Origin of the sequence: Chromobacterium vaccinii (assembly GCF_001855275.1) — a bacterium.
Taxonomy (GTDB): Bacteria; Pseudomonadota; Gammaproteobacteria; order Burkholderiales; family Chromobacteriaceae; genus Chromobacterium; species Chromobacterium vaccinii.
The window spans coordinates 4,335,029-4,355,715 of the sequence record NZ_CP017707.1 but is presented as its reverse complement, the minus strand read 5'-3'; the positions used below and the strand labels follow the sequence as shown (position 1 = coordinate 4,355,715).

At 60.2% G+C, this 20,687-nt stretch carries 16 protein-coding genes; 11 read left to right on the top strand and 5 right to left on the bottom strand.

The features are described from left to right. Positions 1 to 41: 41 nt before the first annotated feature. Positions 42 to 1,535, bottom strand: a complete 1,494-nt coding sequence (locus BKX93_RS20210; protein ID WP_070981077.1) for a CoA-acylating methylmalonate-semialdehyde dehydrogenase — start codon at positions 1,533 to 1,535, stop codon at positions 42 to 44. Positions 1,536 to 1,567: 32 nt separating this feature from the next. Beyond that, positions 1,568 to 2,905 carry an omega-aminotransferase AptA gene (gene aptA, locus BKX93_RS20205; protein WP_046157242.1) on the bottom strand — a complete coding sequence of 446 codons (1,338 nt, stop codon included), beginning with the start codon at positions 2,903 to 2,905 and terminating at the stop codon, positions 1,568 to 1,570. A gap of 99 nt (positions 2,906 to 3,004) precedes the next feature. Here aptA and BKX93_RS20200 point away from each other — a divergent pair, with 99 nt between their 5' ends. Then, positions 3,005 to 3,919 carry a LysR family transcriptional regulator gene (locus BKX93_RS20200; RefSeq protein WP_046157243.1) on the top strand — a complete coding sequence of 305 codons (915 nt, stop codon included), beginning with the start codon at positions 3,005 to 3,007 and terminating at the stop codon, positions 3,917 to 3,919. A 10-nt stretch (positions 3,920 to 3,929) separates the two neighbouring features. Here the strand turns inward: BKX93_RS20200 and BKX93_RS20195 are convergent, their stop codons facing one another. The 3 genes from BKX93_RS20195 to BKX93_RS20185 all read right to left on the bottom strand — a co-directional run bounded on the left by BKX93_RS20195 (position 3,930) and on the right by BKX93_RS20185 (position 6,036). Next, positions 3,930 to 4,151 carry a hypothetical protein gene (locus BKX93_RS20195; RefSeq protein WP_144410226.1) on the bottom strand — a complete coding sequence of 74 codons (222 nt, stop codon included), beginning with the start codon at positions 4,149 to 4,151 and terminating at the stop codon, positions 3,930 to 3,932. Between the two features lie 108 nt (positions 4,152 to 4,259). Then, positions 4,260 to 4,616, bottom strand: a complete 357-nt coding sequence (locus BKX93_RS20190) for a DUF1304 domain-containing protein (protein ID WP_046157245.1) — start codon at positions 4,614 to 4,616, stop codon at positions 4,260 to 4,262. 130 nt (positions 4,617 to 4,746) lie between these two features. Continuing rightward, a complete protein-coding gene (locus BKX93_RS20185; RefSeq protein ID WP_070981075.1) occupies positions 4,747 to 6,036 on the bottom strand; it encodes a hypothetical protein in 1,290 nt (429 codons plus the stop codon). Positions 6,037 to 6,185: 149 nt separating this feature from the next. Between BKX93_RS20185 and BKX93_RS24215 the strand changes: the two genes are divergently transcribed. The 10 genes from BKX93_RS24215 to BKX93_RS20155 all read left to right on the top strand — a co-directional run bounded on the left by BKX93_RS24215 (position 6,186) and on the right by BKX93_RS20155 (position 20,685). Further along, complete coding sequence (locus BKX93_RS24215) at positions 6,186 to 6,569, top strand: DUF924 family protein (protein ID WP_082107356.1); 384 nt, start codon at positions 6,186 to 6,188, stop codon at positions 6,567 to 6,569. A gap of 127 nt (positions 6,570 to 6,696) precedes the next feature. Next, positions 6,697 to 9,741, top strand: a complete 3,045-nt coding sequence (locus BKX93_RS20175) for a type VI secretion system Vgr family protein (protein WP_070981073.1) — start codon at positions 6,697 to 6,699, stop codon at positions 9,739 to 9,741. A 15-nt stretch (positions 9,742 to 9,756) separates the two neighbouring features. Next, positions 9,757 to 14,313 carry an RHS repeat-associated core domain-containing protein gene (locus tag BKX93_RS20170; protein WP_070981072.1) on the top strand — a complete coding sequence of 1,519 codons (4,557 nt, stop codon included), beginning with the start codon at positions 9,757 to 9,759 and terminating at the stop codon, positions 14,311 to 14,313. Positions 14,314 to 14,318: 5 nt separating this feature from the next. Then, positions 14,319 to 14,615, top strand: coding sequence for a hypothetical protein (locus tag BKX93_RS24895; protein WP_144410229.1), 297 nt, complete (start codon positions 14,319 to 14,321; stop codon positions 14,613 to 14,615). Positions 14,616 to 14,708: 93 nt separating this feature from the next. Next, the gene (locus tag BKX93_RS25430; protein ID WP_186009454.1) at positions 14,709 to 14,882 is read left to right on the top strand and encodes a hypothetical protein; all 174 of its coding nucleotides are present in this window, start codon (positions 14,709 to 14,711) and stop codon (positions 14,880 to 14,882) included. A 95-nt stretch (positions 14,883 to 14,977) separates the two neighbouring features. Continuing rightward, complete coding sequence (locus tag BKX93_RS20165) at positions 14,978 to 16,468, top strand: RHS repeat-associated core domain-containing protein (RefSeq protein ID WP_070981071.1); 1,491 nt, start codon at positions 14,978 to 14,980, stop codon at positions 16,466 to 16,468. 10 nt (positions 16,469 to 16,478) lie between these two features. Then, positions 16,479 to 17,003 carry a hypothetical protein gene (locus tag BKX93_RS24890; protein WP_145929351.1) on the top strand — a complete coding sequence of 175 codons (525 nt, stop codon included), beginning with the start codon at positions 16,479 to 16,481 and terminating at the stop codon, positions 17,001 to 17,003. A gap of 596 nt (positions 17,004 to 17,599) precedes the next feature. Beyond that, a complete protein-coding gene (locus BKX93_RS24885) occupies positions 17,600 to 17,956 on the top strand; it encodes a hypothetical protein (protein ID WP_145929350.1) in 357 nt (118 codons plus the stop codon). 485 nt (positions 17,957 to 18,441) lie between these two features. Further along, positions 18,442 to 18,783, top strand: coding sequence for a helix-turn-helix domain-containing protein (locus tag BKX93_RS20160; RefSeq protein ID WP_070981069.1), 342 nt, complete (start codon positions 18,442 to 18,444; stop codon positions 18,781 to 18,783). Between the two features lie 96 nt (positions 18,784 to 18,879). Then, positions 18,880 to 20,685: an RHS repeat-associated core domain-containing protein gene (locus BKX93_RS20155; RefSeq protein WP_070981067.1), complete on the top strand. Its 1,806-nt coding sequence runs from the start codon at positions 18,880 to 18,882 to the stop codon at positions 20,683 to 20,685. Positions 20,686 to 20,687 lie beyond the last annotated feature (2 nt).

Sequence of the window (20,687 nt, the reverse complement as noted above, 5' to 3'; positions counted from 1 at the left end):
AACGGGCCGCCCTCGCGAGCGGCCCGTCTGTCGCGGCTGATTTACAGACTGGGGAAAGCGAACTGCGACGCCTCGTGGCTGGCGCGCTGCGGCCAGCGCTGGGTCACCGCCTTGCGCCGGGTATAGAAACGCACGCCGTCCGGACCGTAAGCATGCAGGTCACCGAACAGCGACCGCTTCCAGCCGCCGAAGCTGTGGTAGGCCACCGGCACCGGCAGCGGCACGTTGATGCCCACCATGCCCACCTCCACCGTATCTGCGAACAGCCGCGCCGCCTCGCCGTCGCGGGTGAAGATGCAGGTGCCGTTGCCGTATTCGTGGGCGTTGATCAGCGCGATCGCCTCCTCCAGATTGTCCACCCGCACCACGCACAGCACTGGTCCGAAGATCTCTTCCTGGTAGATGCGCATCTGAGGCGTCGCGCGGTCGAACAGGCAGCCGCCTAGGAAGAAGCCGCCCTCGTGGCCCGGCACCGTAATGCCGCGGCCGTCGACCACCAGCTCCGCGCCGGCCGCCACGCCGTCGGCGATATAGCCGCTGACCTTGTCCAGATGCGCGCGCGTCACCAGCGGGCCCATGTCCAGGCCCGGCGAGGTGCCCGGCCCCACTCTCAAAGCCTTGATCTGCGGCGTCAGTTTGGCGATCAGCGCATCGGCCGCCTGATCGCCGACGCAGACGGCGACCGAGATGGCCATGCAGCGCTCGCCGCAGGAGCCGTAGGCCGCGCCCATCAAGGCGTTGACGGTGTTGTCGAGATCGGCGTCCGGCAGCACCACCGCATGGTTCTTGGCCCCGCCCAGCGCCTGCACCCGCTTGCCGCGGCGGCTGCCCTCGGCGTAGATGTATTCGGCGATGGGCGTGGAGCCGACGAAGCTGACAGCCTTGACTTCCGGCGCCGCCAGCAGCGCGTCCACCGCCTCCTTGTCGCCGTGCACCACGTTGAGCACGCCACGGGGCAGGCCGGCTTCATGCAGCAGACGGGCGATCAGCAGCGTGGAGCTGGGGTCGCGTTCCGACGGTTTCAGGATAAAGGTGTTGCCGCAGGCGATGGCCAGCGGATACATCCACAGCGGCACCATGGCCGGAAAGTTGAACGGCGTGATGCCGGCCACCACGCCCAGCGGCTGGAAGTCGCTCCAGGCGTCGATATTGGGGCCGGCGTTGCGGCTGTACTCGCCCTTCAGCAGCTCCGGTGCGGCGCAGGCGTATTCGACGTTCTCGATGCCGCGCTTCAGCTCCCCAGCGGCATCCTCCAGCGTCTTGCCGTGCTCGCGGCTGATCAGCGGCACGATCTCGGCCTCATGCTGCTCCAACAGCTGTTTGAAGCGGAACAATACTTGCGCCCGCTTGGCCGGCGGGGTGTCGCGCCAGGCCGGAAACGCCGCCTGCGCGGCCTCTACCGCCTGCGCGACGGTGGCGGCGTCCGCCAATTGAACGTCGGCGATGGCTTCGCCGGTGGACGGATTGAAAACCGGCGCGCGGCGGCTGCCGCCGTCGCAGGCCTCGCCGTTGATCAAATGCTGCAAAGTCGTCATTTCAGGTTCTCTGGTATCGATGGGAAATCAGTTCAGGCCAGTTGGGACAGCGTCTCGCCGACGGCGTCGAACAGGCTGTCCAGCTCTTGCGGCGTGGTGGTGAACGGAGGGCCGAACTGCAGCGCGTCGCCGCCGTAACGGACGTAGAAGCCCTTGCGCCACAGCGCCATCGCCGCCTCGTACGGCCGCACGATGGCGTCGCCGCCGCGCGGCGCGATCTGCACCGCGCCGGCCAGGCCGCAGTTGCGGATGTCCGCCACCTGCGGCAGGCCTTTCAGGCCGTGGATGCCGCGCTCGAAATGCGGCGCCAGCTCCGCCGCGCGCGCCACCAGGTTTTCGTTCTCCAGCACGTCCAGCGCCGCCAGCGCCGCCGCGCAGGCCACCGGATGGGCGGAATAGGTGTAACCGTGGGCGAATTCCACCGCGTACTCCGGCGTGCTCTGCGCCATGAAGGCGTCGTAGATTTCGCTGGTCGCCACCACCGCGCCCATCGGCAACGCGCCGTTGGTCAGCTGCTTGGCCAGATTCATGATGTCCGGCGTCACGCCGAAATAGTCAGCGCCGAACAAGGCCCCGGTGCGGCCGAAGCCGGTGATCACCTCGTCGAAGATCAGCAAGATGCCATGCTGGCTGCAAATTTCGCGCAGGCGTTTCAGATAACCCTGCGGCGGCACGATGACGCCGGCCGAGCCGGCCATCGGCTCCACGATCACCGCGGCGATATTGGAGGCGTCGTGCAGCTCGATCAGCCGCAGCAGATCGTCCGCCAGCTCCGCGCCATGCTCGGGCAAGCCGCGGCTGAAGGCGTTGGCCGGAAGCAGGGTGTGCGGCAGATGGTCCGCGTCCATCAGCGGGCCGAACAATTTGCGGTTGCCATTCATGCCGCCCAGGCTGGTGCCGGCAATGTTGACGCCGTGGTAGCCGCGGGCGCGGCCGATCAATTTGGTCTTGGACGCCTGGCCCTTCAGCCGCCAGTAGGCGCGCGCCATCTTCACCGCGGTGTCCGCGCACTCGGAGCCGGAGTTGGTGAAAAACACGTGATTCAGTTCGCCCGGCGCCATCGCCGCCACCCGCTCGGCCAGCCGGAACGACAGCGGATGGCCAAACTGGAAGCCCGGCGAATAGTCCAGCGTCGACAACTGGCGATAGGCCGCCTCGGCGATCTCCTTGCGGCTGTGGCCGGCGCCGCAACACCACAAGCCGGACAGGCTGTCGAAGATGCGGCGGCCCTGGTCGTCGATCAGGTAATTGCCCTCGCCGGCGACGATCATGCGCGGATCGCGCTGGAAATTGCGGTTGGCGCTGAACGGCATCCAGTGCGCGCGCAGGTCGAGATTGGAGAATTCGGAGCGGGTGGTGAGCGGGTTCATGTCGGGCACCTGTGGCGGGAATATGGACACAGCATGCCGCGGACATTGCGTGAGTTAAATGCTATCTTTCTTATGTTCAGATTAGAAATAACTCAACTTATGAACCGCAAACCGGCATTGGGGCAGGTCAGCGATTTCGATATCCGGCTGCTGCGGCTGTTCCGCGCCGTGGCCGAGTGCGGCGGCTTTTCCGCCGCAGAGGGCGTGCTGGGCATCAGCCGCTCCGCCATCAGCCTGCAGATGGGCGATCTGGAAAAACGCCTCGGCATCCGGCTGTGCCAGCGCGGCCGCGCCGGCTTCGCCCTCACCGACGAGGGCCGCGAGGTGCTGCGCGCCAGCCAGATGCTGCTGGCGGCGCTGGAGGACTTCCGCAGCGAGGTGAATCTGCTGCACCGCCAGCTACGCGGCGAATTGAACATCGGCATCATCAACAACCTGGTCACGCTGCCCAAGATGCGCATCACCCAGGCGCTGCGCGCGCTGGCCAAGCAAGGGCCGGACGTGCGCATCAATATCGGCATGATGACGCCCAACGACATTGAAACCGGGTTGATGGACGGCCAGCTGCACGCCGGCGTGGTGCCGCTGATCCAGCCCTTGTCCGGGCTGGACTACCTGCCGCTGTACGAGGAGCGCTCGCAGCTCTACTGCAGCCGCGAGCATCCGTTGTTCGTCCAGCGCGACGACGATCTGGCCGAGGCGGACCTCGCCGCCGCCGACGCCGTAGCCCCGGGCTACCGCTTGCCGCCGCAGGCCCAGGCGCTGCAACAACGGCTCAAGCCCATCGCCACCGCGTCCGACCGCGAAGGCATCGCGTTTTTGATCCTCACCGGCCGCTACATCGGCTATCTACCCGAGCACTTCGCCGCCAGCTGGGTAACGCAAGGCCTGATGCGTCCATTGCTGCCGACCGTCTGCCACTACGACGCGCCGCTGGCGCTGGCGGTACGCAAGGGCCGGCGCGCGAACCTGATTCTGGAGCGATTTTTGCAGGAACTGGAACGCACGAGCTGATCCCGCGAAATCAAGGAATGTACTGGCAGATGCGCGCCACCAAGCGCTCAAGGTCGTCATTCTTGAACTCCAGGCCGGACTGGACATGGAATGCGCCGCCGCGGGACTCCACCACCAGCCACCGTCCCAGCGGAAACAAGCCGAACAGACGCCGCCCCCGCCTCAGGCCAACGGACGCGATATCCTCCAACGGCACCCGCCATCGCAAGGCATCGCCTCGAAGCACGGACAAGCCCTGCTCATCGAACACAATGCGCGCCGGCTTGAGCCTTCTGCCTGAAAACCGCCCCAAGATGCTCATTTCCGGAACCATCCGCATTCCCCGCGACGCGCTCGCCGCTCAAGCCAGCCACAGCAGCGCGATGCCCAGCGCCGCCGGCAAAGCCTGCACGAACAGAATGCGCCGGTTGACGGTGGCGGCGCCGAACACGCCTGCCGCCAGCACGCAAGCCAGGAAAAACAGCTTGATCTGGAACCCGAACGCGCCCTGCCACAGCCCCCAGGCCAGGCCGGCGGCGAGGAAGCCGTTGTACAAGCCCTGGTTGGCGGCCAGCACCTTGGTGTCCCGCGCCCTCTCCGGCGTCAGGCGGAAGGTCTTCATCCCCAGCGGCTTGTCCCACAAAAACATTTCCAGGATCAGGAAATAGACGTGCAGCAACGCCACCAGGGCGACGACGATGTCGGCGGCCTGGCTCATGGCGTCTCCCCTGCCGGGATGGGTCGAAAAATGATATCGGACATGGCTCCCCCTTGGAAAAAGCCGGACTTCGTTAGAGTCCGGCCTTAACTGCATATTGCGCCAAAGGGAAAGCCATGCCAACCGGGCCTCACGCGGCGTTGGGCGGTTCTTCCGGCGGTTTCTCCGGCGGCTTGGCGTTCACCAGCCGCGGGCGGCGGTAACCATTCTTCTGCTTCAGCGTGGAGAGCAGGAACCGGGTATACGGCTGGCAGCCGATTTCATGGAATAGAAAACGAACGGTGTCCACATCCGGCGTCACCCCGCCGCCTGCCAGCAAGGAGCTCGCGGCATTGGCCACCACCTTGTCCGCCTGCTGGCGGCGCGGATCGCCGTCCGGCAGCGCCAGCCTTTCATTCAGGCCGGCGATGATGGCGACGTCGGCCAGCCCCAGCTTGGCCAACGACCCGCAGTGCGCGCTGAAATGCCGCCAGACGATGGCCTGGCTGCCCAGCCGCAGAATGAACTTGAACGCGAAGCCGGTGCGGATGGACAGCAGCACCGGATCGGTGCCTATCAGCTGCTCGATGGAGTTGACGCCCTCGGCCGACAAGCCGGCGGCGATGTCTGCGGTCACGCCCTCCAGCCTGATCAGCTTGTCGCTGTTCTGTTCCTGTTCGCTGGCGCCGAAGCTGCGCGCCGCCACCCGGCGCAACAGGCGCAGCAGAACGTCCATGGGGAAGGCGCCGATGGCGAAGGCCGTCACGGTCTGCCACGCCGATGCCGCGCTGGCCGCATCCACCGCGCCAACCGCCGCGCCTATCGGAATGGCCAGCGTCATCCGCAGCGCGTACCAGTAGACATCCGCCACGTTCAGGCTGCGCCGCCGCACCGCCGTCACCATATCGCTGACCACGAACAGGTATGCGCCGGCGATGGAGGCCGTGATGATCAGATTATTGACCGGCAGCGTCAGCCTGCCCATTTCCGCGAACACATACAGCGTGGCCATGAAGATAATGGCCACCTCCAGCAGCAAAAGCGGTGTGATGAACACGCCCCGTCCGTAGTGTTCCTTGTAAATCTTCTCGAACAGACAGTCCGCCGCCGCGTCCACCTCCGGCGAGTCCGCCGGCGGCGGCCAGTCCTTCAGCAGCGGCTCCTTGTCGGTGCGCGGCTGCCAGAACTGGCGCAGATAGAAGGCCAGCGCGCCATTGTTGAGCCGGTTGCGGAACTCCTCGTAGCGCGCGCCCCAGCCGGTGACCAGGAAGCGGATCAGCGGCGCGGCCGACAGGCAGGTGGCCAACAGCAATAGCGTGACATAGCCGCTCAGGTAAAGCCGGGAAAACTCGCTGGCGGCCAATGGATACACGATTCCCAAGCCGGCGGCGTCCAGCGCCAGCACGCACGCCCAGATGCCATAGTATTTCGGGTCTTTCATGGCATTGCCCTCCGCCTCTCGGGACCGGCTTTCAGGTTAGACCTGAATGAAAACGTCTCATATAGTACTAATAACTAGCGCTCCGCTCTGGCATGCGGCGCCAGCAACGCCTCCAGCCAGATCAGAAAAGCCTGCACCCGCCGCGATAGATGCCGCCGGCTGGGATAAACCAGATACGCCGGCATCACCTTCACCAGCTCTCCCCTCTCCAGGTGAGCGGCCACATCGAAGCGCGGCGCCTGGATCAGCCCTGGCTGCGCCATACGGAAGGCCACCGCGACATCATCCGCCGCTTCGGCCGCTTTCCCCACTGCAACCGGATACCCGGCCGTCCCTCCACGCCGGAGGAAACCGCTTTTCTGCGCGATGGCGGCTTCGCCCTGCTGGCCAGCCCGGCGCGACGCCTGAAGAAAAAGTGGATTCGCATCGCCGATTGCGCCCATAATCCCGAAATCTCCGCCTCATCAGCATTTCACCGGCCATCGCGCGCCCCTCGCCTCTCTCCCCGTCGCCCAGTCATACCTGTCCTTTAGTTCAGGTACGCTAATGAAGCAGAATGTTCGCCTTGTTGACGCGATGCCTCCCACATAAAATGCTGGTTCTTTTCGGTTTTCTCACTTTCAAGCCCTGCTTCAAGGGCGCTTTCGTTTTGGACAATCGATGGACCTTGACAGCCTTCTTTCCTCCTTCGCCTCGGCCTTCAATCAAGACCAGCGCCTGCTCACCCTGGAGCTGGGCAGCGGGCAGGTCGCCGCCGAGCAGCTGCTGCCGCAAAGCCTGGATGGCGAAGAGGGCGTGTCCAAGGCCTATCGTTATCAACTCACCTGCCTCTCCCCCGACGGCGCCATCGAACTCAAGACCCTGCTCGGCCAGTCCGCCCGCATCGGCATCGCCGACGCCCAAGGCCAGGAAACTGTCCGCTGCGGCGTGGTCAGCCAGGCCCGGCTGATGGGTTCCGACGGCGGCTTCGCCCAGTACGGCCTGACCATCGAGCCGCCAATCGCGCTGCTGCGCCACCGCCGCACCTCGCGGGTGTTCCAGGACTTGAGCGTGCCGGACATCGTCCAGCAGATCGTCCACGAGCACCAGGCGGCCAACCCGGTGTTCGCCCGCGCGCAGGCCATCGAGTTCAAGGTCGGCCCGGCGCAGCCGCGGAGCTACTGCCTGCAGTACCGCGAGGACGATTTCAGCTTCATCGTCCGCCTGCTGCATGAAGAGGGCTACGCCTGGCGCTTCGAGCATGTGGACGGCGACAGCCCGCAGGTCAAGCTGGCGGTGTTCGACGACGCCTACAGCCTGCCGCCGGCCGAGATCGAGCGCGTGCGCTTCCACCGCAGCGACGCCACCGAAGAGGAAGACGGCCTCACCGACTGGAACGCCAGCCGCCAGATCGTCCCCGGCAACGTGGCGCTGGCCACCTTCGACTACCAGCCGGTGTCCACCCAGCACACCGGCGACAGCAGCCAGATCGACCAGGGCCAGGGCGGCCAGGCGCTGCAATCCAGCCTGCAGGACTACGACCCGCAGGGCCTGTATTACGCCGGCGACGCCGACCAGCTGTCGCACTACGCCCGGCTGCGGCAACAGGCGCACGACCTGCAAGCCAAGCAATTCGAAGGCGGCGGCTCCATCCGCGGCCTGACCGCCGGCCAATGGTTCCGCCTGGACGACCACCCGGCGCACGAGGCCGACAGCCACGAGCAGCGCGAATTCGTCGTCACCGGCCAAAGCTTTCAGGTGCGCAACAACCTGCCGACCGACCTGAAAGCCATCCTGCCGGCGGGCGACCAGGCCGACGCGCCGTTCACCACCCGGATCCAGGCCCAGCGCCGCGGCATCCCGCTGACCCCGGCCTACGCCGGCACCGCCTCCGCCAAACCCACCTCGCTCGGCGTGCAGACCGCCACCGTGGTCGGCCCCGCCGGCGAGGAAGTCCACACCGACGCCCAGGGCCGGATCAAGGTGCAGTTCCACTGGCAGCGGCCGGAAGAGCATCCCACTATCGGCGCCGGCCTCGACGACAAATCCTCCTGCTGGCTGCGCGTCGCCATGCCCAGCGCCGGCGCTGGCTGGGGCCACCAGTTCATCCCGCGCATCGGCCAGGAAGTGCTGGTCGACTTCATCGAAGGCGACATCGACCGCCCGGTGATCACCGGCGTGTTGTACAACGGCAGCCACCCGACGCCAGACTTCAGCGGCGCCGGCTCGCTCCCCGCCAACAAGACCCTGTCCGGCATCAAATCCAAAGAACACCAGGGCGGCGGCTACAGCGAGCTGCTGTTCGACGACACCCCTGGCGAAGTGCGCGCCAAGCTGTCGAGCGAACCGGGCAAGACCCAGCTCAACCAGGGCTACCTCGCCCACCCGCGCAGCAACGGCAAAGCCCAACCGCGCGGCGACGGCTTCGAACTCAGAACCGACCACCACGGCGCCATCCGCGCGGCCCACGGCCTGCTGCTGTCCACCGAAGCGCAGAACGGCGCATCCGGCAAACAGCTGGCGCGCGAGCACGCCCAGAGCCAGCTCGACGCCGCGCTGAGCCTCTCCCAGGCGCTGGCCGAGACCGCCACCGGCCAACTGGCCGACACCATGGAAACCGGGCCCGACGAAATCGGCCCGGACAACGCCAAGGCCGGCAAGAAACCGGATGGCCACCTGCAGCACCACGCCGACGCGCTGAAAGCCTGGGAAGCGGGAACCAACACCGATAAGGACGGCAAAACCGCGAAAGAGCAAGCCGGACAGCAGCCGCTGCTGATCCTGTCCGCACCCGCAGGCATCGCCTCCCTGACCGAGCAAAGCCAAACCCTCAGCGCTGGCCAGAACCTGAACCTGGTCGCCCAGCGCGACGCCAACCACACCACCGGCCGCCGCTGGATTCACAACGTCGGCCAGCACATCAGCCTGTTCGTGGCGGGGGTGAAGGACAAGGTGGCGCTGAAGCTGATCGCGGCGAAGGGCAAGGTGCAGGTGCAGGCGCAGAGCGACGCGATGGAGCTGACGGCGGATAAGGATCTGACCATCACCTCGGCCAAGGGCAAAGTGCAGATCGCCGCCAGCCAGGAAATTCTGCTGACCAGCGGCGGCGGCTACATCCGCATCGCCGGCGGCAATATCGAAATCCACTGCCCCAGCGAAGTCAGCGTCAAGGGCGCCAGCCATAGCCTGAGCGGCCCGGCCAGCCTCAGCACCCCTACCCCGGTTTTCGCCAAGCCCGGCACCGGCAATCTGCAGGTGATCCACGAATTCGCCAACGGCTTCTCGATGAACCAGGGCAAGTTCGTCGTCACCGACGCGCTGGGCGTCAAGCACAGCGGCGTGCTGGACGAGGCCGGCAAGGCGATGGTGCATGGCTTGCCGGTGGGTCCTGCCCAAGTCGATTTCCTGGGCCGGCCGCACAAGGACAAGGCCGACATCTTCCCCTTCGTGGAGCAGCCGGAAGAGGCGGTGAAACAGCTGACGGGAGGAGAGGCGGTGAAGAAGCAGGCGATGAGCCAGCTCTCCAGCCTGGTCGGCAAGACGATGCCGCCGGGCGTCGCCGCGGCCGCCGGCCAACTGTCCCAAGCCAAGAATGCGCTGGACCAGGCCAAGCAAGTGGCCGGCCAGGCGCAGGCCATGCTGCAGCAGGCACGCGATGTGAAGCAACTGGCTTCCTCCGCCGCCACCGTTCCGAACGCAGCCAACCTGCTCAAAAAAATACTCTAAAAGATACTCGCCATCATGACGACCGCAGCCCTCGCACGCCCCGTAGCCGTTATTCCCGCCACGCCTCAAGCCGCAGCCCAGGCGCTGCAGCAGACAGGCAAAGACTTCGATCAATGGCTGCGCAGCATCAGCGACGGCCACCTGTCGGTGGAAAGCCTGAAGACCATCGCCTCTGCTGTGCCGGTAGTGGGCAACCTGATTTCCATCGGCGACGTCATCGTCGACATCGTCGACATGTCGGAAAAGTCCCGCGCCAACCAGGAAGTGGATGTCTTCGACTGGCTATTCCTCGGCGTGGACCTGATCGGCGTGATCCCGGCTGCCGGTGGCCTGTTCAAGATGGGCGCGCGGCCCACGCTGAAGCTGTGCGCCACCAGCATGCGCCGCGCCGGAAAGGACTGGGCGAAAGGCGAGATCGAAGCGGGCCTGGCGGCCAAGCTGGTTACCATGCTGCCAGCCAGTTACCGCAATTCGCCGGCGGAGTGGGTGAAGTACGTAGATGGCAAGATCCAGGATGAGCTGAAAGTCTGCGGCGCCAAAGGTTCAACCATCATCGCCGGCATGGGCGAACTGCTGACCAGTCTGGGCACCGGCAAGTTCGGCGCCTATGTGCAAAAGAACGTCAAGCACGCGCCGGTCAGGTACAACCTCAATAAAACCAATGACCAGGGCTTTTGGGGCACGGTCAGCGCCCACCTGCACTCGCTGAACCAGGCCGCGGCCGATGCCGGCACCGAGGCAGCCGCCGGCATGACGGTGGCCGCCGCCAAGCAGATCGACTCCATCCTGAAAGGCACGGTTTCCGCCCGCCTGATGCAACGCCTGGGCGCGGCCATGGCAAAATGGGCGGGCATGCTGGTGGACATGCTGATGAAGATGTACAGCAGCCACCTGAAGCCACTGCTGGACAAGCTGCTGAAAGCCTTCCTCAACCATCTGCCGAAAAAAGCGGCGGCGGTGGCGACCAAAGCGGTGAATACCGCCAAGAAAAAGGTCGAACAGACCGTGAAGGAAGTTGCTGCCAAGCTCAAGCAGCTGGCCAAACCAGGGCCCAAATGTGCGTGCGCTAGCACTCAGGCCTCCATCGGGTACGCTTTTGGCGACGAGTCACTGCAACACACCGACTTCAGCCTTCCGGGTATTCTTCCTATTGTTTGGACGCGGCAATATCGCTCCAACTTTGGCGGCAACGATCAAAAAGGCGAGTTCGGCGCGCGCTGGAGTCTTGCCTATGCCGCCCGCTTCGATATGGAAGGCGGGCTGCTGAAATTCCACGACGACAGTGGCCGCACACTGGAGTATCCGCTGCTGCCGGAAGGCGAGTCGCACAAAGACGGCATTGAGGGCTTCACCTTAACCCGTTTGTCCGACACCCTGCTGTCGCAGACCTTCGGTCATGACCTGATCCAGCTGTACGAACGCCATGGCGACAGCTTTCGCCTGGCACTGATCAAGGACCGCGCGGGCAACAGCATCGCGATGAACTTCCGCGACGGTCGCCTCAGCCAATTGGTCAGCAGCGCCGGCTACGCGGTGGACCTGAACCACGACTCCCTCGGCCGCGTCACCCGCGCCACCCTGCAGAATCTGGAAACCGGCCTGCCGCAACGCACGCTGGCCGAATACCGCTACAGCGACATCCCGCAACTGGGCGGCGATGCCGGCGACCTGCTGTCCGCCACCGATGAAAACGGCGAAAGCTGGAGCTATCAGTACCAGCATCACCTGATCACCCGCTACACCGACCGCACCGGCCGCGGCATCACGCTGGAATGGGATGGCGCGCATCTGGACGCTCGCGCCATCCGCGAATACGCCGACGACGGCAGCCTAGACGTGCGCCTGGCCTGGGATGAGAACATTGATCTCACCTATGTCACCGACGCCTATGGACGCACCACCGAGTATTACTTCGACGAAAAAGGCTACAACTACCGCATCGTCTATCCGGACCACAAAGAAGAGTGGTTTGAATTCGATGGCGACAAGAAGCTGCTCAGCCATATTCGCCCGGACGGCACGCAAGACAGTTACGACTACGACGCCAACGGCAATCTGATCTGGCACGAGCGCGCCGACGGCAGCGAAGTGCACTTCGCCTACGACAAGCAGGACAATCTGGTCGAGATCATCGACCCGATGGGCGAGAAATGGCTGCGCGCCTACGACGACAAGGGCCAACTGATCGAGGAAACCGACCCGCTCGGCCACAAGACCAAGTATGCCTACAACGAGCAAGGCCTGCCGGTGACCATCACCGACGCCAAGGGCGGCGCCAAGAAGATCGCCTATCGTCCGGACGGCCTGCTGGAAAGCTATACCGACTGTTCCGGCAGCGCCACCCAGTGGCAGTACGACGAACGCGGCCGCCCGCTGCTGATCGTCGATGCGATGGGCAACGCCACCCGCTATCAGTACGCCGCCAACGGCACGCTGCAAGCCATCGTCCAGCCGGACGGACAGGCCACCCAGCTGGAACACGACGCCGAAGCCCGCCTGCTGAAAATCACCGACCCGCTGGGCCGCGGCACCCATTACGAATACGACAAGGCCGGCCGGCTGCAAAAGCGCACCGACGCCAACGGCCACAGCCTGGGCTACCAGTACGACAAGCTGGGCCGCCTCACCGCGCTGCGCAACGAGAACCACCGCTATTACCGCTTCGACTACGATGACGGCGGCCGCCTGACGGCCGAAACCGGCTTCGACGGCAGCGCCACCCGCTATGTCTACGACAACGCCGGCCGCCTGGCACAGCAGGTGGAAGGCGACATCGCCACCGACTTCCGCTACAACCGCGCCGGCCGCCTGATCGAGCGCAGCGCGCCGAACAGCAAGGAAAGCTTCGGCTACGACCCGGCCGGCCGACTGTTCCAGGCCAAAAATCGCTATGCCAGCCTGCGCTGGGTGTACGACGCCGTCGGCAACGTTTCAGAGGAGCACCACGGCTACCACGTCGCCGGCGTCAAGAAAACCTATCGCTGGCAGCACGAGCACGACAAGCTGGGCAACCGCATCGCCACCATCCGCCCGGACGGCCACCGCGTGGACGTGCTCAACTACGGCAGCGGCCACGTCCACGGCCTGCTGTTCGGCCAGCGCGACATCTTCAACCTGGAGCGCGACAAGCTGCACCGCGAAACCCAGCGGGTGCTGGGCAATGCGTTGCAGCAGACCCTGGCCTACGACAAGGCCGGCCGCCTATCCAGCCAGCGGCTGATGGGCGCCACCCAGTGGAGCCGACAGTACCAGTACGACGCCGCCGGCCAACTGATCGGCATCGCCGACAATCGCAGCGGCCAGCTGAGTTACCGCTATGATCCGGTCGGCCGCTTGCTGGAGGCCGCCACCCCCAAGGGCGTGGAAAGCTTCCGCTTCGACCCCGCCGGCAACCTGCTGGACAACGCCCCGGCCGCCGACGGCCATCAGGACGACAGTCTGCTCGGCAACCTGCTGAGCCAGTACGCTGGCCGCCACTACCGCTACGACAGCCGCGGCAATCTGGTGGAGAAGCGCGTCAACGGCAACCTCACCAAGCTGGAATGGGACAGCCACAACCGTCTGTCCCGCCTCACAGCGCCGGGCGGCCAGCGCACCGACTACCACTACGACCCGCTGGGCCGCCGCATCGCCAAGATCAGCCAGGGCCAAGCCACGCTGTACGGCTGGGACGGCGACGTGCTGGCCTTCGAAACCCGCGATGAAGAAGCGGTGCACTACCTGTTCGAGCCGGACAGCTTCGTGCCGCTGGCCCAGGTGCACACCGACGCCATCCGCGGCGTCAAGGTTCCGGCCTGGAGCCAGCACAACCCCTACGACCCGGACAAGGACCCGTTGCGGCAGGCCGGCCCTGAGCCGAAAGCGCCGAAGGCAGTCTACTACTATCACACCGACCACCTGGGCACGCCGCAGGCGCTGACCGACGAGCAAGGCCAGCTGGCGCTGGAAATGGACTACCAGGCCTGGGGCCAGGCACGCGAAGTCATCGCCGACACCGCCTCAAAAACCGGCATCCGCAACCCCTTCCGCTTCCAGGGGCAATATCATGACGATGAGTCTGGACTGCACTACAACCGTTATCGTTACTACGATCCGGAGATCGGGCGGTTTATTTCGCGCGATCCGATTGGATTGATGGGTGGGATTAATATCCACAGCTATGCGCCCAATCCATTAGAGTGGGTTGATCCGTTAGGACTTGCCAAAAAGAAAGCTAAGCCCTCCGCGCCGACTGCAGAAAAAGAATGCAAACAATGTCCTAATGAATGCAAAAACACTACAAGAATGAGGCATTACACTAGCATCAGCAGAGCAAACTCCATCATGGAAAGTGGACAAATCTTACCTGGTGAACATAACAGAGTATACATGGAGCCAGCTAACAAAAAACCTCTTAGTGTAAATGATGTCGCCAAAAAATATAGAATACCTCGGGAACGTGCCAATGCCTATGTTGAAACAGATGTATGCGAAGACGATATTGAATGGAAATCCAATCCACTTTACGGAACAAAAGAAGCTACGGTTAAAGGTGCTGTAAAATTACGAAATCCAACAATGAGCAAAAGGTGATTTTCATGAAAAAAAAAGATCAAGTTATTTTTGATGCAGTAGCGACACTTGGCTTCATTGATACAATTCTCTACAGACTTGGAACGAGTCTTGGAGAGAGAGATGCCTCCATCGAAACAATTCAAAGAGAATTATTTAATACCTTTTCAACTCTCGACATAGGAAATAGCATATCAGACATCCAATCCTCTTTAAGGGAATTAATTGAAGACTCTTTAATCTATGACGAAAACAACATGAGTAAGTTAGATTATATTATTCAAGAAAAGGTAAATAAATACACCCCACACAAAGAGGAGTAGAATAAAAAACTCATTAGCAATACAAATGCAAGTGAAATTTAAAATCAGAAACCTATGGCATTCACTCCCCCAGCCTGATACTCACCAAGATGGATGATGTCGGAAATTTTCGGCTGCTCAACAGCCGATTTGGTACAAGAAGCTAGCTATCGTCCAGCAGATCAGGCCTTGTATATAACCGATCTGCTGGCCAAACTGGCGGACGAAGATCGCACCATGCTGGTTGGAATGATCGAACAGCTTGCAGCTCGCATGCAAAAAAGCTAGCCCCGTTCCGCAACGGCCACCAGACCGCCGAAACCGGCTTCGATGGCAGCGCCACCCGCTATGTTTACGACAACGCCGGCCGCCTGGCGCAGCAGGTGGAAGGCGACGTCTCCACCGACTACCGCTACGACCGCGCCGGCCGCCTGATCGAGCGCAGTGCGCCGAACAGCAAGGAAAGCTTCGGCTACGACCCGGCCGGCCGCCTATCCAGCCAGCGGCTGATGGGCGCCACCCAGTGGAGCCGCCAGTACCAATACCACGCCGCCGGCCAACTCGTCGGCATCGCCGACAATCGCAGCGGCCAGCTGAGTTACCGCTATGATCCGGTCGGCCGCTTGCTGGAGGCCGCCACCCCCAAGGGCGTGGAAAGCTTCCGCTTCGACCCCGCCGGCAACCTGCTGGACAACGCCCCGGCCGCCGACGGCCATCAGGACGACAGTCTGCTCGGCAACCTGCTGAGCCAGTACGCTGGCCGCCACTACCGCTACGACAGCCGCGGCAATCTGGTGGAGAAGCGCGTCAACGGCAACCTCACCAAGCTGGAATGGGACAGCCACAACCGTCTGTCCCGCCTCACAGCGCCGGGCGGCCAGCGCACCGACTACCACTACGACCCGCTGGGCCGCCGCATCGCCAAGATCAGCCAGGGCCAAGCCACGCTGTACGGCTGGGACGGCGACGTGCTGGCCTTCGAAACCCGCGACGAGGAAGCGGTGCACTACCTGTTCGAGCCGGACAGCTTCGTGCCGCTGGCCCAGGTGCACACCGACGCCATCCGCGGCGTCAAAGTGCCGGCCTGGAGCCAGCACAACCCCTACGACCCGGACAAGGACCCGTTGCGGCAGGCCGGCCCTGAGCCGAAAGCGCCGAAGGCAGTCTACTACTATCACACCGACCACCTGGGCACCCCGCAAGCGCTGACCGACGAACAAGGCTTGCTCGCGCTGGAAATGGACTACCAGGCCTGGGGCGAAGCGCGCGAGGTCATCGCCGATGCCGCCTCAAAAGCCGGTATCCGCAACCCCTTCCGCTTCCAGGGGCAGTATCATGACGACGAGTCAGGACTGCACTATAACCGTCATCGCTACTATGATCCGGAGATCGGCCGGTTTATTTCGCGGGATCCTATTGGGCTGTTGGGCGGCGACCATTTATATCTATATGCGCCAAATCCAATAGAGTGGCTTGATCCGCATGGTCTAGATCGATTTCCAACCTGGATGCCAACAAAACAAGGTTATCAACGTCAGCACATCATTCCATACTCGCTAAAGGGGCACCCTGTATTCGACAAAGCGGGAATGGATGTCAACTCGTCTGGAAACATGATGTATATGCCTGTTTGCGAAGGAATTGATGCAAACAAAAAGGGCTATCATAGAGGCTGGACTGAAGAGCATGCCGCATACAATAGAATGATTCAAGGCAAGCTTGATGAAATGAATATAAAATCTAGGCAAGAAGGTTGGGATAAGACAAGAACCCAAAAAGAAGTATCCGATTTACAAAGAAAGCTAAGGACTGACCTAAACTCAGGAAAGCTAACTTGTACTTCAGCAACGATTCCAAAGAAAACCAAGAGATAAAGAGAACCACATGAAAATTTACAGCATGTATTCTACTGAAAAGAGTGAATTCTCTCTCATAGATATAAAGGATAAAAACGGAGACGTTATGGACTTCTTTATGTTAGGAATCGAAAATGAAAGATTTAAAAAAACTCACTTAAATGCAACCGCTCAAAGCTTTTTCAAAAAAGAAAACATTAGTAATTTTGATTACTTCGAACCCACAATGGCTTTCCCTATCTTTTCTGAAAAAGCAAACAATATTCTTCATGACAATTTAAAATCACAATTAGAGGCATACAAAATTAAAATACGAGTAGAAGATGAATTCATTGACGCATACGCCGGCAGAATATTAAACAGAAAGCCTATATTTGAAAGAGTAGATGATTATAAAATTCAGATAAGACAAGACTGTCAAATTGAAAGCAATGATTTAATCATAAGAGACATAAGCAATCCACAATTCTTTTTTGCCACAGAATTATTTAAAAAAATATGCATGGATTTTGGATTAAAAATTAAATTCAAAGATTTCTCCTTAATGAAATAAATTACCTTTACAATTGGCCAAATTACTTTACTACGCATTATTATGAAACTTCAACAACAATGAAATCAATCCCAGCAATAAAATTAATGACATAAAATAAATTAGCCAGCAAACCGGCTGCAATTAAAATAGATAACCATGCAGCTGAGCACATTACAGCACACAGATCAAATACTTTGTTAATCTCCAATTTATAACATAGGCGTCACTACATCAGCTTTAACAAAAAGTGCGACGTCCATTTCACTACTAAGAGTGGCTAAAAAATTTCTGATGCTGCGTTGCGCGGACTTACCTCAGTCGTGGAACTGATTTTTGTTAACCACTCTAAACGACAACATGAAAAAACATGATAATGACTACTATTTTATCAGTTATAAAAATGCAGAGATCGACCAGTATTAGCAGCAGATGAAGACACTGCCACTCTACCCTATACTTCGGAGAAAATTCCGTTCGGAGGAAGGCCATTAAAATTCTTCAACGGTGCACTGAACAAAAAGAATAAACACATATTTAAAAAAACGCCTCCTGACATTTTATTTCATGGTTCTGACATTGCAGTCAAAGATGATATCTATGAAAAACTGTCCTCAATGGATATCCCTAATTTAGCGATACATCCTGCAATATATGTTGATCACAATGATGTCTGGCACGAGAATTACTGGTTTCTAACATTCACAAAAAAGTTTGATTGCTGGGATCGTGATAAATCTTTCTATGCACCAGACCCCTTGACTGGTTTTGGCGACATTAGATACGAAGTAATTAGCTATCATCTAAATAGTGACTTATTGGATCAGACGAACATTAACGAACGCAAGCTGTTCAAAATGGGAGCAACTACTGAGGAATGGATTCTTGTTCATAAGAGCCTTGCGGGTCTTTTCAATCGAGCAGGTGTAGAGTTAGTTCCGGTTAAAGATTTTGGAACTACCTTCTTCCCGTAAAATATCTAATACCATCCCACGCACAATACCTAGGTTTACATCTTCACAGCACAAAATCTAGATTATATCTTTTGCAATTAATCAAAATTAAATAGGCCTGCCCATTAACTTTAAAACTGGCAGGCCTATTTTTATCCAATCAAATATTTACATCTCCCTCCCCCTCGCATAGAGGGCAATCAATCCTCACCTTGGGATCACCTTGGCATACGGGACAGTACGCTGGATGCTTCTCCGTCGCAAAAGCCAAGTCGCAAGGAACTTCCCCACTACCGTTACACTCCGGACATTTCATCTTCGTCATCGCGATACCTCCATCGATAAGAACAAGTCTCATGGACACGCATCAACTTTTCTTCCCCGCCCTCATCGCAAGATCAACTCATCATGCCGATTACCAACTTATAAAGTTGAGTATCAACCCTGACGGTCCTTCATGTCAATGGGGTGTCATTCGACCATATAGGTCGAATGGAGGACACTAGATGCAGAATGAAGACGCGCTAGCTAAGTCGGTTGGCAAAGCCATTGCCAAACGCCGGACATCTATCGGGCTCAAACAGGAGGAGGTGGCAGAAAAGCTTGGAATTGGCTTGGAAGCCATGTCTAGGATGGAGCGTGGAGTGGTCATCCCAACCATCACGCGCATGATGCAGCTGTCGGAAATTTTCGGCTGCTCAACCGCCGATTTGGTACAAGAAGCTAGCTATCGCCCAACAGATCAGGCCATGTATATAACCGATCTGCTGGCCAAACTGGCGGACGAAGATCGCACCATGCTGGTTGGAATGATCGAACAGCTTGCAGCTCGCCTGCAAAAAAGCTAGCCCCGTTCCGCAACGGCCCTCCAGACCTCCGAAACCGGCTTCGACGGCAGCATCACCCGCTATGTCTACGACAACGCCGGCCGCCTGGCACAGCAGGTGGAAGGCGACATCGCCACCGACTTCCGCTACAACCGCGCCGGCCGCCTGATCGAGCGCAGCGCGCCGAACAGCAAGGAAAGCTTCGGCTACGACCCGGCCGGCCGACTGTTCCAGGCCAAAAATCGCTATGCCAGCCTGCGCTGGGTGTACGACGCCGTCGGCAACGTTTCAGAGGAGCACCACGGCTACCACGTCGCCGGCGTCAAGGAAACCTATCGCTGGCAGCACGAGCACGACAAGCTGGGCAACCGCATCGCCACCATCCGCCCGGACGGCCACCGCGTGGACGTGCTCAACTACGGCAGCGGCCACGTCCACGGCCTGCTGTTCGGCCAGCGCGACATCTTCAACCTGGAGCGCGACAAGCTGCACCGCGAAACCCAGCGGGTGCTGGGCAATGCGTTGCAGCAGACCCTGGCCTACGACAAGGCCGGCCGCCTATCCAGCCAGCGGCTGATGGGCGCCACCCAGTTGAGCCGACAGTACCAGTACGACGCCGCCGGCCAACTGATCGGCATCGCCGACAATCGCAGCGGCCAGCTGAGTTACCGCTATGATCCAGTGGGCCGCTTGCTGGAGGCTGCCACCCCCAAGGGCGTGGAAAGCTTCCGCTTCGACCCCGCCGGCAACCTGCTGGACAACGCCCCTGCCGCCGACGGCCATCAGGGCGACAGCCTGCTCGGCAACCTGCTCAGCCAGTACGCCGGCCGCCACTACCGCTATGACAGCCGCGGCAATCTGGTGGAGAAACGCGTCAACGGCAGCCTCACCCAGCTGGAATGGGATAGCCACAACCGCCTCTCCCGCCTCATCGCCCCGGACGGCCAGCGCACCGACTACCATTACGACCCGCTGGGCCGCCGCATCGCCAAGATCAGCCAGGGCCAAGCCACGCTGTACGGCTGGGACGGCGACGTGCTGGCCTTTGAAACCCGCGATGAAGAAGCGGTGCACTACCTGTTCGAGCCGGACAGCTTCGTGCCGCTGGCCCAGGTGCACACCGACGCCATCCGCGGCGTCAAGGTTCCGGCCTGGAGCCAGCACAACCCCTACGACCCGGACAAGGACCCGTTGCGGCAGGCCGGCCCTGAGCCGAAAGCGCCGAAGGCAGTCTACTACTATCACACCGACCACCTGGGCACCCCGCAAGCGCTGACCGACGAACAAGGCGCGCTGGCGCTGGAAATGGACTACCAGGCCTGGGGCGAAGCGCGCGAGGTCATCGCCGATGCCGCCTCAAAAGCCGGCATCCGCAACCCCTTCCGCTTCCAGGGGCAGTATCATGACGACGAGTCCGGGCTGCACTATAACCGTCATCGCTACTATGATCCTGAGATCGGCCGGTTTATCTCAAAAGATCCGATTGGGCTAAAAGGCGGGGTTAATATATATGGATATGCAATAAATCCTATAACCTGGATGGACCCGCTGGGCTTGACTGGGAAGCAATTTACAGGAATAGTTTATCGAGCACTGACGTCAAAACAAAAACAATGTGCCATGAAAAATCAAGACATATCACCCAAAGACCCTAGTGCCAACTACAGTCCCCAGGAGCATGTGGAAAATGGAAAGTTGCAAACACAGCTCATTTCGACAACTAAAAGTGAAAAAACAAGTGACTTCTACAACAAAGCTAATTGTAAAATAAAAATTGATCTATCAAAGATCCCTGACTGCAATATCGTTGATGTTAGCAAAGGACAAGGACTGACTGGAAAAGCAAAGAGGTTTGCAACTAAAGATCAAGAAGTGCTAATAAGAAATGGCATCCCCAAGGGATCGTATGAAATTATAGAGTAAGG